Annotated in this window: 11 protein-coding genes and 1 pseudogene; 1 reads left to right on the top strand and 11 read right to left on the bottom strand. The window is 69.7% G+C overall.

What is annotated here, in order from left to right:
* Nucleotide 1 precedes the first annotated feature (1 nt).
* The 4 genes and pseudogenes from QFZ21_RS00900 to QFZ21_RS00885 form a co-directional block, all read right to left on the bottom strand.
* Nucleotides 2-424, bottom strand: coding sequence for a DUF4233 domain-containing protein (locus QFZ21_RS00900; RefSeq protein ID WP_307373447.1), 423 nt, complete (start codon nucleotides 422-424; stop codon nucleotides 2-4).
* Complete coding sequence (locus QFZ21_RS00895) at nucleotides 421-1773, bottom strand: folylpolyglutamate synthase/dihydrofolate synthase family protein (protein WP_307373444.1); 1353 nt, start codon at nucleotides 1771-1773, stop codon at nucleotides 421-423. The genes QFZ21_RS00900 and QFZ21_RS00895 overlap by 4 nt, the downstream gene beginning before the upstream one ends.
* A pseudogene (gene ileS / locus QFZ21_RS00890) lies at nucleotides 1770-5178 on the bottom strand (isoleucine--tRNA ligase). Before ileS ends, QFZ21_RS00895 begins: the two are co-directional and overlap by 4 nt.
* 386 nt (nucleotides 5179-5564) lie before the next feature.
* Entirely contained in the window at nucleotides 5565-6308 is a 744-nt protein-coding gene (locus tag QFZ21_RS00885) for an endonuclease domain-containing protein (protein WP_307373441.1), read from the bottom strand.
* A 419-nt stretch (nucleotides 6309-6727) separates the two neighbouring features.
* On the opposite strand from QFZ21_RS00885, the gene QFZ21_RS00880 reads away from it, so the two are divergent.
* Entirely contained in the window at nucleotides 6728-7378 is a 651-nt protein-coding gene (locus tag QFZ21_RS00880) for a pentapeptide repeat-containing protein (RefSeq protein ID WP_307373439.1), read from the top strand.
* Here QFZ21_RS00880 and QFZ21_RS00875 read toward each other — a convergent pair.
* The 7 genes from QFZ21_RS00875 to QFZ21_RS00845 all read right to left on the bottom strand — a co-directional run bounded on the left by QFZ21_RS00875 (nucleotide 7368) and on the right by QFZ21_RS00845 (nucleotide 15770).
* Nucleotides 7368-8876 carry an ABC transporter ATP-binding protein gene (locus tag QFZ21_RS00875; RefSeq protein WP_307373436.1) on the bottom strand — a complete coding sequence of 503 codons (1509 nt, stop codon included), beginning with the start codon at nucleotides 8874-8876 and terminating at the stop codon, nucleotides 7368-7370. The two genes, QFZ21_RS00880 and QFZ21_RS00875, sit on opposite strands and share 11 nt — an antisense overlap.
* Nucleotides 8873-9685 carry an ABC transporter permease gene (locus tag QFZ21_RS00870; RefSeq protein WP_307373434.1) on the bottom strand — a complete coding sequence of 271 codons (813 nt, stop codon included), beginning with the start codon at nucleotides 9683-9685 and terminating at the stop codon, nucleotides 8873-8875. Before QFZ21_RS00870 ends, QFZ21_RS00875 begins: the two co-directional genes overlap by 4 nt.
* Entirely contained in the window at nucleotides 9682-10626 is a 945-nt protein-coding gene (locus tag QFZ21_RS00865) for an ABC transporter permease (RefSeq protein WP_307373431.1), read from the bottom strand. The genes QFZ21_RS00870 and QFZ21_RS00865 overlap by 4 nt, the downstream gene beginning before the upstream one ends.
* Nucleotides 10627-10703: 77 nt before the next feature.
* Nucleotides 10704-12323 (bottom strand): ABC transporter substrate-binding protein, encoded by a 1620-nt coding sequence (locus QFZ21_RS00860; protein ID WP_307373429.1) that lies wholly within the window; start codon nucleotides 12321-12323, stop codon nucleotides 10704-10706.
* 101 nt (nucleotides 12324-12424) lie between these two features.
* Nucleotides 12425-13960, bottom strand: a complete 1536-nt coding sequence (locus tag QFZ21_RS00855) for a serine hydrolase (protein ID WP_307373427.1) — start codon at nucleotides 13958-13960, stop codon at nucleotides 12425-12427.
* The gene (locus QFZ21_RS00850; protein WP_307373425.1) at nucleotides 13957-14670 is read right to left on the bottom strand and encodes a type 1 glutamine amidotransferase; all 714 of its coding nucleotides are present in this window, start codon (nucleotides 14668-14670) and stop codon (nucleotides 13957-13959) included. The genes QFZ21_RS00855 and QFZ21_RS00850 overlap by 4 nt, the downstream gene beginning before the upstream one ends.
* Entirely contained in the window at nucleotides 14667-15770 is a 1104-nt protein-coding gene (locus QFZ21_RS00845) for a dipeptidase (protein WP_307373422.1), read from the bottom strand. The genes QFZ21_RS00850 and QFZ21_RS00845 overlap by 4 nt, the downstream gene beginning before the upstream one ends.
* Nucleotides 15771-15792 lie beyond the last annotated feature (22 nt).

Raw genomic sequence — 15792 nt, 5'->3', positions numbered from 1 at the left:
GTCATTCACTCTCTGTCTGAGTCTCGGTCGAGGGCTTCGCGGGAAGTCGTGCATCCAGTCGAGCCCCCACGATCGTCGCATACGCCCACATCCCACCGAAAACCAGGACGGCGAGCAGGATGGCGGGCACGAGGAGGGCGGACAGGGCGATGAGCACCTGGATCACCCATCCGGCGGGGATGGCCCAGGGCCTCGTGATCGATCCCGCCACGACGATGCAGAAGAGACCGACCACACCGCCGGCGACGATCGCCCACCAGGGCTCGATCCCGGCGGGGAGGGCCTTCAGGCCGAAGATCGTCAGCCCCGCGAGGAAGACGACGATCGCCTCGAAGCCGAGCACCACGGGCGCGAGCTTCTGCACCAGGGTGCGCGGCGGGCGCGGCGTGCGCGGCGCGGGCGCGGGAGCGGCATCGGAACTCATGCGCGCCACCCGGACTTCCAATCCTCTTCCTCGGCCAGAGCGATCGCCTCGCCGGCGAGAACCACGGAACCGGCGATCACCACCGCACGACGATCCGACGACGCCGCCCATTCGCGCGCGGCGTCGGCGGCATCGGCCAGCGAGGGATGCACGGTGGCGCGGGTCTCGGTCTGCTCGACCAGGTCGGCGATGACGTCGGCATCGTTGGCCCGTTCGGAGTCCGGCGCCGTGGCGAAGACGTGCGCGACCGCGGGAGCGAGCTGCGCGACGATGCCCGCGGCATCCTTGTCGGACAGCACGCCCAGCACCAGACCCCACTCGTCGAAGTCGAAGCTGTCGTCCAGCGCCTGCACGAGGGCCTTGGCGCCGTGCGGGTTGTGTGCGGCGTCGACCACGACGGTCGGCGCGACCCCGAGCAGCTGAAGCCGACCCGGCGAGGTCGCGGCCTGGAGCCCGTCGGAGATGATGTCGCCCGCGATGCGCTGCGACGCGCCTCCGATCAGCGACTCGACCGCGGCGACGGCGAGAGCGGCATTGTGCCCCTGGTGTGCGCCGTAGAGCGGCAGGTACTCCTCGACGTACTCTCCCGCGAGTCCGCGGATGGTGAGCAGCTGGCCGCCCACCGCGAGCTTCTGCTCGGCCAGTCCGAACTCCTCGCCCTCGAAGGCGATCGTCGCGTTCTTCTCCGCTGCGACGCGTCGCAGCACTTCCGCGGCCTCCGGCGGCTGCTGGGCCGAGACGACGGCAGCACCCTCCTTGATGATGCCCGCCTTGACCTCGGCGATCTCGGCGATCGTGCTGCCGAGGCGATCCGCGTGGTCGATGTCGATGGGCGCGAACACCGCGACGTCGCCATCGGCGGTGTTGGTCGAGTCCCACTCCCCGCCCATGCCCACTTCGAGCACCAGCACATCGATGGGAGCGTCGGATGCCGCCACGAAGGCGAGCACGGTGAGCAGCTCGAAGAAGGTCAGCGGGGCGTCGCCTGCTGCCTCGAGCTCTGCATCCACGATGTCGACGAACGGTTCGATCTCATCCCAGGCGTCGGCGACGGCGGCATCCGCGATCGGCTCGCCGTCGATCATGATGCGCTCGGTGAACCGCTCCAGGTGCGGGCTGGTGAACAGTCCGGTGCGCAGATCGTGCGCGCGGAGCAGGCTCTCGATGATCCGGGCCGTGGAGGTCTTGCCGTTCGTGCCGGTGATGTGCACGACGCGGTAGGTGCGCTGCGGGTCGTCGAGGAAGGCGAGGATGCGCGCGGTGCGCTCCTTGCGCGGCTGCACCCAGCGCTCCCCCGCCCGGCCGAGGAGCGTCTCGTAGACGGCATCCGCCCGTTCGCGATCACTCATGAGGCTGCCCCTTCGCTGACGACCGCGGTCGCATCGATCGTGACGATGATCGGCGCCTTGCCGGAGCCCAGCGCGCGGGCGCCGGAGCGGAACACGCCGTCACCGGGACTGCCGACCTCATCGACCAGCGTCTCGATGTCGTCCGTCGCCTGCACGGCGAAGGCGACCGCCAGTGTCTCGGCCGCGATCAGGTCGGCGTGCACCTCGAGGGCAGCCGCCTCTGCGGGCGCGGCGTTGAGGGCGAGCACGATGCGGTCGCTCACGTCGAGGCCGGCGTTCTTACGTGCCTCCTGTACGACGCGGATCGCGTCGCGGGCGAGACCCTCGGCCTCGAGCTCCGGCGTCGTCTGCGTGTCGAGCAGCACGAACCCACCCGAGGGGACGATGGCCAGAGCCTCGCCCTCCGGCCGGCCCGTCGTCTCGAGCGCGAGGTCGTACTCGGCGGGCTCCAGGGCGAGTCCGCCCGCGGTGACGACGCCGTCGACCTCCAACCAGTCGCCGGCCTTCGCGGCCTTGATCACCGTCTGCACGTTCTTTCCGAGGCGCGGACCGGCGGCACGGGCGTTGACGCTCAAGCGGTGCGTGATGCCGTACTCGGCGGCCGTGGTGTCCTGCTGGCCGACGAGCTCGACGGCCTTGACGTTGAGCTCTTCCCGCAGGATGTCCTCGAACTGCGCGAGACCGCCGGCCAGCGGCGAGACGACCGTCAGACGTGCGAGCGGCAGGCGCACCCGGAGCTTCTCCTTCTTGCGCAGGGCGTTGCCCACGCTCGAGAGCTCACGGACGGCATCCATCGCATCGCGGATGTCATCTGCGGCGGGGAACGCTTCAGCATCCGGCCAGTCCTGCAGGTGCACGCTGCGTCCGCCGGTGAGGCCCTGCCAGACGCGTTCGCTGACCAGCGGCACCAGCGGAGCGGCGACGCGGGTCAGCGTCTCCAGCACGGTGTAGAGCGTGTCGAACGCCTCGCGACTCTTCGGGTCAGCGGTCACTCCCACCCAGAAACGGTCGCGCGATCGCCGGATGTACCAGTTCGTCAGCACCTCGGCGAAGTCGCGCAGGCGAGCGGATGCCGTGGTGGAGTCGAGCCCTTCCAGATCGGCTCTGACCTCGCGGACGAGGTCGCCGAGCCGAGCCAGGATGTACCTGTCGAGCACGTCGGTCGAATCCGTGCGCCAGGACGCCTCGTATCCGTCGGCGCCCGAAGCGTTCGCGTAGGTCGCGAAGAAGTACCACGAGTTCCACAGCGGCAGCAGGAACTCGCGGACGCCGGCCCGGATGCCCTCCTCGGTAACGGCGAGGTTGCCACCGCGCAGCACGGAGCTCGACATCAGGAACCAGCGCATCGCGTCGGAGCCGTCGCGATCGAGCACCTCGCTGACGTCGGGATAGTTGCGCAGCGACTTCGGACATCTTGTAGCCGTCGCTGCCGAGCACGATGCCATGGCAGCTCACACCGGTGAACGCCGGACGGTCGAACAGCGCGGTCGAGAGCACGTGCATGACGTAGAACCAGCCGCGGGTCTGCCCGATGTACTCGACGATGAAGTCCGCCGGCGCGTGCGAGTCGAACCATTCCTGGTTCTCGAACGGGTAGTGCACCTGCGCGTAGGGCATCGATCCCGAGTCGAACCACACGTCGAAGACGTCCTCGATGCGCCGCATGGTGGACTTCCCCGTGGGGTCGTCGGGGTTCGGCCGCGTGAGGTCGTCGATGTACGGCCGGTGCAGGTCGATCTCGCCCTCGGGGTTGCGCGGCAGCGTGCCGAAGTCGCGCTCCATGTCCGCCAGCGATCCGTAGGCGTCGACACGCGGGTACTCGGGGTCGTCGCTCTTCCAGATCGGGATCGGCGAGCCCCAGTAGCGGTTGCGGCTGATCGACCAGTCGCGCGCGCCCTCGAGCCACTTGCCGAACTGCCCGTGCTTGACGTTCTCCGGCACCCAGGTGATCTGCTCGTTGTTCGCGAGCATATCGTCCTTGATGTCGGTGACGCGGATGAACCAGCTCGACACCGCCTTGTAGATCAGGGGGTTCCGGCAGCGCCAGCAGTGCGGGTACGAGTGCTCATAGCTCTGCAGGCGCACGAGACGCCCGTTGTCGCGGATGATGCGGACCAGCGGAGTGTTCGCCTCCATCCACAGCTCTCCGGCGACGTCGCTGACGTTCGGGAGGAAACGTCCGCCGTCGTCGAGCGAGAGGATCGTGGGGATGCCGGCGGCTCCGGCGACGCGGAGGTCGTCCTCACCGAAGGCCGGAGCCTGATGGACGATGCCGGTGCCGTCGGTGGTGGTGACGTAGTCGTCGACGAGGATGCGCCAGGCGTTCTGCGTGCCGTAGGTCTCTTCGTCGGCGTAGTAGTCGAAGAGCCGGTCGTACGTGACGTCCTGCAGCTCGGCGCCGCGAAGCGTCGCGTCGACCGCGGCGAGCGCGTCCTCGGCACTCTCGTAGCCGAGATCCTTCGCGTAGCCGCCGAGCAGTTCACGGGCGAGGAGGTAGCGGTGCGCGGAGGCCTCGACAGCGGCATCCGTCGTTCCCGGCGTCTGGTGCACGTCGGCTGCACCGTTCGGTCCGGCGGGGAGCACGACGTACTCGATGTCGGGTCCGACGGCGAGCGCGAGGTTCGTCGGCAGGGTCCAGGGCGTGGTCGTCCAGGCGAGGGCGCGCACGCCGGTGAGTCCGAGCGACTCGGCCTTCGCGCCGGTCAGGGGGAACGTGACCGTGACGGAGGGGTCCTGACGCATCTGGTACACGTCGTCGTCCATGCGGAGTTCGTGCGCGCTCAGCGGCGTCTCGTCACGCCAGCAGTACGGCAGCACGCGGTAGCCCTCGTAGGCCAGGTTCTTGTCGTACAGGGTCTTGAAGGCCCAGAGCACGCTCTCCATGTACCCGAGGTCGAGGGTCTTGTAGCCGCGGTCGAAGTCGACCCAGCGAGCCTGACGCGTGACGTAGTCCTGCCACTCGTGCGTGTAAGCGAGCACCGAGTTCTTCGCCTTGTCGTTGAAGACGTCGATGCCCATGGCCTCGATCTCGCTCTTCTCGGTGATGCCGAGCTGCTTCATCGCCTCGAGCTCGGCGGGGAGCCCGTGGGTGTCCCAACCGAAGACGCGGTCGACCTTGTGGCCGATCATGGTCTGGAAGCGCGGGAACACGTCCTTGGCATACCCGGTGAGCAGGTGACCGTAGTGGGGAAGGCCGTTGGCGAACGGCGGACCGTCGTAGAACACCCACTCGGGCGAGCCCTCGCGCTGCTCGATCGAGGCGCGGAACGTATCATCCGTCTTCCAGAAGTCGAGCACCTCCTCCTCGATCTGCGGGAAGCGGGGGCTGGGCGCGACGGCGGCGGCGGTCGCTGAGCCTGTCGAAGCGTCGGCGGCGGGTCCGAAGGAGGAACGCGGGTAGGTCATATCGTCTCGCAGTGATCGTCGTGGCGGATGCTCCTGCGAGGACGACCCTCGCGGACCGCGGTACCACCTCGCGTGCGCGCCTCACGGCGGGCCACTCTCACTACGGCTGTGACGGGCCTGCCCCGCTCGGTTCTACTGAGCCCGCTCTCTCACGAGGGAGGGCTGTTCTTCCGAGAGCTCCCCGGTGATGCCGGATCTATGCTCGTCCCTCCATTGTACGCGCTCCGGAGGCGCCGGCATCCGTGACGTCGTGCGTCCCGCAAGGTGGTGCGTGCGTCGCCCTATCCCGTCTTCGCGTACGCCCCGCAAGGTGTTGCGCGTGTCGCAAGGCCTTATGCGGGATATACGGCCTTGCGAGGTGCACATGGCCTTGCGAGACGTACGGCTCAGCGAGTCCGATGCAGCCCCTGAGCCACGGCCCGCATGATCACGTCCTGCACCGCGGGCCAGTCGAACATGACCTGCGTGTACGACACGCGGATGACGTGATACCCCATCATCATCAGCTCGGCGTCGTGCCTGATGTCCTCCGCACGCTGCGCTCCGACGTGGTGTGCGCCGTCGATCTGCACCACGAGCCGGTCCCCGATCAGAGTGTCGACACGATGCCCGGCGATCCAAATCTGCATCCGGATCGACACCCGCAGCCACCGCAGCCTTTCGCGCAGATAGGTCTCGAGCCCTGCATCCGCGAAAGGGCTGGCCACGTCGAGCACACGACGTGCGGCCGGTCGCCACGAGAGGCCGCGCAGACCTTCGATCGTGACCAGGGACTTGTTCAAGGCCGACTCCCACGTGGCGAGCGCCTGCTCGAACGGTTCGCACTCGGCGATGAACGCCAGAACGTTCTCGATCGGATCGGCTAGCATGTCCGGATGCCGCGGCACAGGAGGCGTACCCCAGTGGAACGTCGCCGCGACCGCCCGCCTCCCCACGGCGTTGGGCGACAACGCGAAATGCGGCGGACCGCGGTGGTCGTGCAGCCACAACCCCCGCAGGCTGGCTTCGGTCCGACACGTCACGACCACCCCGAGTCGTGCGGCCGCGACCAGGACGCGGTCGGCGTCGTGCAGCGCGAGCCATCCCCGACGGGGTCGGGTGAGGATGCCGCGAGCGACCGCAGCATCCACCGTTCTCCGGGGGGTAGCCGTCGTCCCTGACGACAGAAGCGCGCACGACGCCACCGCGCCGCGACAGGAGTGCGACCAGGTCATCGATCTTCTTCATTGCGCAACAGTCTGAACATCTCGGACGCTGGACGGCGCTCGCCGCCTGTTCATTCCGCGGCATCCGTGGATAACTCCTCTAGGTGCGCGATCCGGAGGAAGAGTCGGCATCCGCCGGACAAGGCCTTGTGCGTCTTGCAAGGCCTGCTGGGCCGCATCCGGCCTTGCGACGCGCACAACGCCTTGTCAGGCGCGCAGGCCACAGAGGCTTCCGAGGCCACAGAGGCTTCCGAGGCTTCCGACGCTTCCGACGCTTCCGACGCACACGCGTGGCCGTGACCTCGCGCCGCCGGAGTGTCCGCCCCACCGCCTACCCTCGAACCATGCCTCGCACCACCGAATCCCCTGCCGCTCCCCGCGTCTCGCCGCCCGACCTTCCCGACGTCCTCGAGTCGGCGACGCCACGCCGCAGCGCCGACCTCCTCGCCGCGAGCCTCGAGCTCAACGGTGACACCGACCTCGCCTACGCCTCCCTCGAGCAGTGCACCCTCCGGGCCGATGCGGATGCCGTCGACCTCACCGGCGCGACGATCCTCGACGTCGCGATGACCGGGGTGCGCATCGCATCACTGAAGATGCGTGATGCGGGAGTGCGGCGGCTGCGGATCAGCGACGGCCGGATCGGCACCCTCGATCTCAGCGGGGCCCGCATCGACGAACTCGAACTGCGCGACCTGCGGATCGACTATCTGAACCTCGGCGCCGCACGCGCCACCGACATCGAGATCTCGGGCTGCAGCATCCGCACCATCGACCTGCCGCAGGCAGAGCTCACCCGCGTGCGCTTCGCCGACACGTCCAGCGACGAGGTCGACCCGCGCGGCATGCGGGCCAGGGACGTCGACCTGCGCGGGCTCGACGCCCTGTCGTACCTCGACGCGAACAGCCTCCGCGGCACGACGCTCACCGGCTATCAGGTGCAGCAGCTCGCCCCCGTGATCGCTGCCGGACTCGGCATCCAGCTCAAGGACTGACGGCACCGCTCGCGGCGAGCAGTTCTCGAGTGAACGGATGCTGCGGTGAACCGAACACCGTGGCGGTCGCACCCTGCTCGACGATGCGGCCGTCCTGCATCACCAAGAGTTCGTCGGACACCGCAGCGACCACATCGAGATCGTGTGACACGAGGATCATCGTGAGACCGCGCTCCCGCTGCAGTCGAGCCAGCAGGCGCAGGATGCGTTCGCGCACCGAAGGATCGAGAGCCGAGACCGGTTCATCGAGCACCAGCACCTCGGGATCGGCGGCCAGCGCCCGGGCAATGGCCGCCCGCTGGCGCTGCCCGCCGGAGAGGGCGATCGGTCGCCGGCCGGCCAGCGAGGGGTCGAGATCGACCTCGGCGAGCAGGGCGGTCACGCGCGCGGCACGGTGCGAGCGCGGCACGCCCCCGGCCTCGAGGGCCTCGCGCAGCGAGCGAGCCACGGTCCAGCGGGGGTCGAACGCTCCGAGCGGATTCTGGTGGACGAGCTGCACCCGGCGCTCGCCGATCCAGCGCAGTGCTCCGGAATCAGGGCGTTCGACCCCGACGATCATGCGCGCGAGCGTGGTCTTGCCCGAGCCCGACTCCCCGACGATACCGAGCGTGCGTCCCGTGGGCACCGAGAACGAGGCGTCCACCACGGCCGGGACCTCGCCGAAGCTCTTCGAGGCTTCGGCGACCACCAGCACCGGATCGGCCGACGTCTCCACCGAGGTGCGCGGTTCGTGGATGGTGGCCGCGATGAGCTGCCGGGTGTATTCGTGACGCGGATGCTCGAGCACCTCGGCCACGGGTCCCTGCTCCACCACCACGCCGCCGCGCATCACCAGCACCCGGTCGGCGAGACGGCGCACGGCGGCGAAGTCGTGACTGATGAACACCACGGCAGTCCCGTCGTCCGGGATCTCCCGCAGGAGATCGAGGATCCGGGCCTGCACCGTCGCATCGAGCGCGGTCGTCGGCTCGTCCGCCACGAGCACCGCCGGATCGGCAGCGAGCGCCGACGCGATCAGGGCGCGCTGCCGCAGCCCGCCCGAGAGTTCATGCGGATGCTGGCGCGCCCGGCGCTCGGCATCCGGCATCCACACCCTCTGCAGCAGTTCCCGCACCCGGCCGGCGAGCGCCATCCGCCCGCGGACGAGCCCGTGCAGCCGCAGAGGCTCGGCGATCTCGTCCGCGATCCGGCGCAGCGGATCGAGGGAGACGAGGGCGTCCTGAGAGACGAGCGCGATCCGCCGTCCGCGCAGCCCCCGCCAGGCACGCTCGCTGAGCGACCCTGCGTCCACCCCGTCGACCACGAGCCGCTCGACGTGCACCTCGGCATCCGCCGGTGTGAGCCCGAGAAGCGCACGGGCGGTCAGCGACTTGCCCGCGCCCGACTCTCCGACGATCGCCACGCACTCCCCCGGCGCGACCGTGAACGAGACGCCGTCGACGACCGGCGTGCCGTCGAACGAGATCCGCAGACCCTGCATCTCGAGCGCCGCGGTCATGCGCGCCGCCCGTCTGCCCGCGCCCGGAGGATGCGCCCCACGACGGTCGCGGCGACCACGGTCAGCGTGATCGCGATACCGGGGAACACCGAGATCCACCACGCCTGACCGAGCACGTTGCGTCCGCCGGCGAGCATCAGCCCCCACTCCGGGGTGGGTTCGGATGGTCCGAGGCCGAGAAAGCTCAGACCCGCCGCGGCGAGAATGCTCGAGCCGATGCCGATCGTCGCCAGCACGCTGAGCGAGCCCAGCACCCCCGGCGCGACATGGCGTACGAATGCCCGTACCGGCGGAACGCCGAGGATGCGCGCCGCTTCGACATGCTCGGCCCCGCGCAGGGTGCGTGTCTGCACCCGGGCGAGACGGATGTACACCGGAACGGCCGCGAGGGTCACCGCGATTGCGATGTTCACCGGTCCCGGCCCGAGCACGGCGACGACGACGAGCGCCACCAGGAACTCGGGGAACGCCATCAGGACGTCGTTGATCCGCATCATGATCGCGTCGGCCGCGCGCGGGGCGACGCCGGCGAGCGCCCCGAGGACGAGTCCGCCCACGAGGGCGATCGCGGTGGCGAGCAGCCCGATGCCGAGCGATCGCCCGGCGCCGAAGACGACGCGCGAGTACACGTCGCGTCCGCTCTGATCGGTACCGAAGAGGTGCTCGGCGCCCGGCGGCAGGAGCGCGGACCGCACGTCGGTCTGCAGCGGATCGTGCGTCGCCAGGAGGCCGGGCCAGAGGGCCGCGAAGCCGATCACGAGCAGCACGCCGATCGCGACCCACAGCAGCCCGCGCTGCGCGCGCCTCATCGCACGAGACCGGGGCGAGACACGGTCACCCGGGGATCGATCAGCGGATGCAGCAACTCCACCACGAGGTTCACGGCGACGAAGACCACCGCGCTCAGCAGGATGACCCCGGTGATCACCGGCAGGTCGCGGTCACTGATCGCCGCGAGCGTCACGCGACCGAGCCCCGGGCGGGCGAAGACGGTCTCCACGAGCACCGCTCCGCCGAGGACCGAGCCGGTGAGATAGGCGGCGAGGGTCACGGCGTTCGCGGCTCCGTGCCGCAGCCCATGCCGCAGCGTGAACCAGGTCGGCCCTGCGCCGCGTGCGCGGACCGTCTCGGCGAACGGCATCCGCTCGGCCTGGACCAGCCCATCCCGGAGCACCTGGCTCAGCAGCGCGGCGACCGGGAGCGCCAGCGTGATCGCGGGCAGCACGATCGTCGCGGGGTTCCGCGTGCCCGATACCGGGAACCACCCGAGGCCGAACGCGAAGACGCTGAGCAGGATGAGCCCGATCCAGAACACCGGCGACGACAGCACCACGAGCTCGATGCCGGCCGCGACCGCACGACCCGCCTCGCCGCGCACGAACAGAGCCACCGCGAGCGCGAGGACCACCGCGATGACGAGCGCCAGCACCGCCAGCTGCAGGGTCGCCCCGAGCTGCCTGCCGATCACCTCGGTCACCGGCATCCGCAGCTGGTACGACTCCCCCAGGTCGCCGCGAGCGAGCTGGGCGATGAAGGTCAGGTACTGCTCGAACGGCGGTCGATCGAGGCCGAGTTCGGCGCGGATGCCGTCCTTGACGGCCTCGCTCACCTGGGCCTGCGGGCCGAGCATCACCGACACGGGGTCGCCCGGGATCAGCCGGAAGGCCAGGAACGCGACGGTCGCCGCGCCCCACAGGACGATGACGAGGGATGCGGCGAGGCCCGCGATACGGAGTGACGCAGCCTTCACCGTTCTCCCTTCCGGGTCAGCCGACCGATGTCCGGTTCCTGAGCGAGGAGCGAAGCGACGAGACGAAGGACGCCGGGTCAGCCGACCGTCACATCGTAGAACAGGGGCCGACCGTACAGGTCGTAGTCGAGTCCCTCGACCCGCTCACCGACCGCGGTGATCGCCGACGGGCTGTAGAGCGGCACGATCGCCGTGTAGTCGGCGTTCCACTCCTGCAGCTGCGTGTACAGCTCGTCGCGCTCGCCCTGGTCGCTGGTCGCGACCGCCTGCTCGAGAAGCCCGTCGATCTCGGGATCGCTCACCTGGGAGGCGTTCTGGAAGCCGTCGGTGTGCAGGTGGGCGCGCAGCAGATCCGGATCGACGCCGGAGAAGCCCCAGTCCGTGAGGTCGAACGTCTTCGGGATGTACTGGTCGTTGTAGGCGCCGGGCTCGAGGACCTCGCGCTTCACGTCGAATCCGATCTCCTTGAGGTCGGACTGGATCGCGTTCGCGAGAGCGGCGCGGTCATCCGGGACCGGCGTGTAGGCGATCCAGCGGACGGAGAGCGGCGCCCCGTCCTTCGTGCGGATGCCGTCGGCGTTCCGCTCGGTCCATCCGGCCTCGTCGAGCAGCCTGTTCGCCTCGTCCTGGTCGAAGGGCCAGCTGTCCTCGAGAGACGCGTCGTACCCGGGCGTGGTCGATCCGAGGATGCTCCACGCACGCGGGAACTGACCGAAGAAGATCTCGTCGACCGCCGCGTCGATGTCGATGCCGCGGGCGAACGCCTGCCGCACCTTCTCGTCGGCGAACAGGCCGTACTTCTCATTGAGGTACAGCGAGTACGGCAGGCCCGGGTACTCGACGGAGTCCACCGTGATGCCGTCGCCGAGGTCCTTCGCGAGGTTCGGCGGGATGTTGCTGGCGAGATCGCTCTCGCCGCTCTCCACCACCCCGGTACGGACCGAGGCCTCGGGCTGGATCTCCACCCGCAGCGTCTCGAACTTCGGCGCCTCGTCGCCGTGCGGACCCCAGGCGTAGTCGTCATTGCGCGTGTACACGATCTCCTGATCGGGCGTGTACTCAGTCAGTTCGAACGGACCGGTGCCGACGGTGATGCCGGGGCCGCCGGCCGCCAGCTGGTCGGCGGACTCGGCGAGCACCGCCGGCGAGTAGAAGCCGAGCTGCGGGGTGCTCGCGGCCTGCAGGAACGGCGCGTAGGGCTGCGTGAACCGCACGGTCACCGTGTGCTCGTCGACCACCTCGGTGCCGTCGTAGAAGTCGGCGCCGAGCATGCTGGCCGCCTGCTTCGACGCGGTCTCGGGATCGACGATGCGGTCGAAGTTCGCCTTGACCGCCTCAGCGTCGAACGGTTCGCCGTCGGTGAAGGTGACGTCGTCGCGCAGCGTGAAGGTGTACTCGGTGCTGTCGTCCGAGACCTTCCATTCCGTCGCCAACCACGGTGAGAAGGAGCCGTCGTCCTCCTGGAACACCAGCGAATCGAGAACGGCGCGCTGCACCATGCCCGAGACGTCGAGCTGGCTGATCTGCGGATCCATGTGCCCCGCCGACAGGTTCGCGCCCTCGATGGACCAGACGAGTTCGGCGTCGGCGTCTCCGCCGCTCGGGGATGCCGGCGCAGCGCAGGCGCTCAGCACGAGTCCGGTGGCGGCGACGAGGGCGGTGAGCGGCAGAAGGCGGCGCGCGGGACGTGCGGGCATGACGATTCCTCTGAAAGAGCGGGTCGGGATGCTTCCAGTCTACGACCGATTGTTGGACTCGGTCGATGTGCGGCGGGAATCACCTGACGCCACTGGTCTCGTCAGCGCTGCGACCCGGGGATCACCAGCCGATGATGGTCGGACGCGGAGGGTTCTTCGTCGGGGAGGAGCGACTGTCCGCGGTCCACCGCCGAGATCACCAGGCTCTGGACGAGCGGCTTCGGGACGCCGACCATCGCCGTATCGACCAGGAGGTCGCCGCTCTCCCCCGAGATCCGCCAGCGCAGCTGCGCCTCCGTCGCCGATGAGACGATCCGCTCTTCGAACTGCTCTTGTTCGGCGACGATCCCGCCGACCTCGTCCCGTCGGGCGGCGAACCGCTCGTCGCGCACGGCGGCGGGAACGTCCTCGAGGACGTTGCTGGCGAGCAGGGGCAGCTCCGTCGACGAGCTGCCATCGCGCAGCATCCGGTCGATGCTGCGCGCCGCATCCACCGTCGCCGGCCATGGCTGGATCACCGCGGAGGGCGCGTGGATACCGACGAGGAGCTCGCGCAGCACGTTCTCTGCGACACGCTTCGCCCCATAGCCGTCGGAGTTGCCGAACACGACGGCGCCTGCCCCTGTCGCGGCGTGCCAGCGCATGTGCGCCGAGAAACCGGGGAGGCCACCCGAGTGCTGCACGATTCGGCCAAACCGACGGTCGTCCTCCACGAACAGCCCGTAGCCGTAGCCGAGTCCGGCGAGTTCGCGCTCACCGGGCTTTGCGGCAGGCACCGGCATGGGCGTGTGCAGCTGCTGCATCTCACGGCGGGACTCCGGGGCGAGGACCTCCGGATGCGTCGGCTGATCGGTGTACGCCGAGCCGAGGAACCACATCCACGTGGCGATGTCCTCGACCGTGCTGAACAGGCTGCCGATGCAGGCGAGGGCGCCCGAGCCGACGAACGGCTCCGCGACGAACGTCGCCCCCTCGTCGAAGGTGCGGAATCCGGTGGCGAGTGACGTGCTCGTGTACCGGTCGGCGACGTGGGCGGTGCGGTCCAGGCCGAGCGGTTCGAGCAGGAGCTCGCGCACGACATCATCCACCGGCCGCCCCGTCACTGTCTCGACAGCCCGGCCGAGCAGGGACTGGCCGAGATTCGAGTACTGATACACCGTCCCCGGCCTCGCCGACAGCGGGAGTCCGGTGGTGAACAGCTCCGCGATCTCGGCCCTGGTGGCGCCGAGGTGGCGATCGACCCACGCGTTATCCTCGCTGAGCCCTGCGCGGTTGGACAGCAGCAGAGCGCCCGTCATCACGGTATCCCGGCCGGCGTACTGAGCCTTGACGTACGGGACGTATTCCGTGATCGGTGCATGCAGATCGAGCAGACCGCGATCGCGGAGCGCGAGCACCGCCGCGGCCAGGAAGCTCTTCGACATCGAGGCGATGCGGAAGACGGTGTCGCGGGTCGTCGGCGCGGCATCCTCACGCGGGGTGCCCTGCGGGACCACGGCCCGCACCTCGCCGCGCAGCGAGATCGCCGCGATCGACCCGGGCGCCAGTGTCTTGGCACGCTCGTCGAGTCCCGCCTCCAGCGCGCGCCCCGCTGCCTGATCGAACGTCAGATGGTCGAGGCTGTCCCACCGGCTCATGCGTGCACCCGCTCGAGCACCTCGTCGGCGAAGGCGTCGACGAGGCCGCGGCTGGCAGCGGTGTTGCGCGCATCGGCCCGTTCCGCCTCGGCGATGAGCTCCGGCAGCGCGCGCCCTTCGCCGCGCAGCGCCGCGTCATCCCACTGACGGAGGTCGGCCGCACTGGCCTCCGGATGGAACTGCACGCCGCGCACGTGCTCGCCCAGCCGGAAGGCCTGGTTCGCGACGGCGTCGCTGGATGCCAGCAGCACGGCATCCGGCGGGAGACGCGTGATCATGTCCTGATGGTTCTCGATCATCGGGGCACCATCGCCGAGCACTCCGAACAGAGCGTCCTGGCGACCGGCATCCGTCGGCCGGATCGGTGTCGCCCCGCGCTCGACGGGCCCTGTCTTGGCCCGGACCTCTCCCCCGCCGACGTGGGCGATCAGCTGGCCGCCCAGGCAGATGCCGAGGGTCGGAAGGTCTGCGGCGATGGCTGCCGCGGCGAGCGCTCGCTCCGCCGGGAGCCACGGCGCCTGGTCGTCGTCGTCGGGCATCAGCCCGCCGCCGAGAAGCACGAGGCCGTCGAAGCCGTCCAGCGCCGCGGGAAGCGGCGCCTCCGCTCCGACCACCTGCTCGACCGAGATGTCGCGCTCCCTCAGCCAGGTCTCTAGTCGCCGTGGACCCGAGCTCACCGAGTTGACGACCACGAGCACGCGGGCGCTCATGAGCGCCTCGCCCGCACAGCCGTGTCGATCGCGGGTGCGATCGCGGCACGCGATGGGGCACCCGCGCGTCCGGCGAGGAACGCCTCATGATCAGGGTCGGATGCCTCCAGCACGCGCAGCACGTTCTCATGCGCGGCCGCGGCGAGGTCGGCGTCGGACCACCCGCGATCGCGGAGCTCCTCGAAGAGCGCGGGGTAGGAGGAGACGTCGGCCAGGCCGTCCGGCATCACGTCGGTGCCGTCGTAGTCGGCGCCGATCCCGACCGCATGAATCCCCGCGATCCGCCGGACGTGGTCGAGGTGGTCCGCCACATCGGACACGCCGACCGGGGGTGCGTCTCCCGCCTCACCGGTGGTCCACCAGTCCCGGCGCGCCTGGGTGAGGAAGGTCGGCACGAACGGCACCATCACGACGCCGCCCTGACTGCCGATCGCGGCGATCACGTCGTCGGGCACGTTGCGCGGATGGTCGCACAGCGCCAACGCGCCGGAATGACTCACGATCACGGGTCGGGTCGTCTCGGCCAGCGCATCGCGCATCGTGGTCGGCGCGACGTGCGCGAGGTCGATCAGCACCCCGATGCGGTTCATCTCCCGCACCACCTCGCGCCCGAAGTCAGAGAGCCCGCCGTGTTCCGCATCGTCGGTGGCGGAGTCCGCCCAGGCGATCGTGCGCGACCAGGTCAACGTCATGTAGCGGGCGCCCAGCCGGGCGAACTGCCGCAGCACGGCGAGCGAGCCGCCGATCTGGTCGCCGCCCTCGATGCCGATGAAGGAGGCGATCCGTCCCTCCGCCATCGCCGCCCGTGCATCCGCCGCCGTGCGCGCGAACGCCAGCTGGGCGGGGTACGCGTCGACCAGGCGGTGCACGAAGTCGATCTGCTCGAGAGTGCCGACCACCTGCTCCGCATCCTGGAGCACCGGATCCACCCACACCGACCAGAATTGTCCGGCGACCCCGCCGGCCGCGAGCCTCGGGAGGTCGGTGTGCAGTGCCGGCACGGCTTCGCACAGTTCGTCGACGCCGTAGCCCAGGACGGATCGGCTCGCCCAGGCGAGATCGTTGTGCCCGTCGATGACGCCTATCCTCGTACCGTTCAACTCACTCCTCGATCGTCTGCTC

It is taken from the genome of Microbacterium sp. W4I20 (assembly GCF_030816505.1).
Lineage (GTDB): Bacteria > Actinomycetota > Actinomycetes > Actinomycetales > Microbacteriaceae > Microbacterium.
Note: the sequence above shows the minus strand (reverse complement) of the source record. Positions and strands in the feature narration are given on the sequence as shown.

Coding starts and splice junctions, on each gene's coding strand:
- QFZ21_RS00860 (WP_307373429.1), bottom strand. CDS start 12,323: ATGCCCGCACGTCCCGCGCGCCGCCTTCTGCCGCTCACCGCCCTCGTC.
- QFZ21_RS00900 (WP_307373447.1), bottom strand. CDS start 424: ATGAGTTCCGATGCCGCTCCCGCGCCCGCGCCGCGCACGCCGCGCCCG.
- QFZ21_RS00850 (WP_307373425.1), bottom strand. CDS start 14,670: ATGAGCGCCCGCGTGCTCGTGGTCGTCAACTCGGTGAGCTCGGGTCCA.
- QFZ21_RS00880 (WP_307373439.1), top strand. CDS start 6,728: ATGCCTCGCACCACCGAATCCCCTGCCGCTCCCCGCGTCTCGCCGCCC.
- QFZ21_RS00855 (WP_307373427.1), bottom strand. CDS start 13,960: ATGAGCCGGTGGGACAGCCTCGACCATCTGACGTTCGATCAGGCAGCG.
- QFZ21_RS00875 (WP_307373436.1), bottom strand. CDS start 8,876: ATGACCGCGGCGCTCGAGATGCAGGGTCTGCGGATCTCGTTCGACGGC.
- QFZ21_RS00870 (WP_307373434.1), bottom strand. CDS start 9,685: ATGAGGCGCGCGCAGCGCGGGCTGCTGTGGGTCGCGATCGGCGTGCTG.
- QFZ21_RS00895 (WP_307373444.1), bottom strand. CDS start 1,773: ATGAGTGATCGCGAACGGGCGGATGCCGTCTACGAGACGCTCCTCGGC.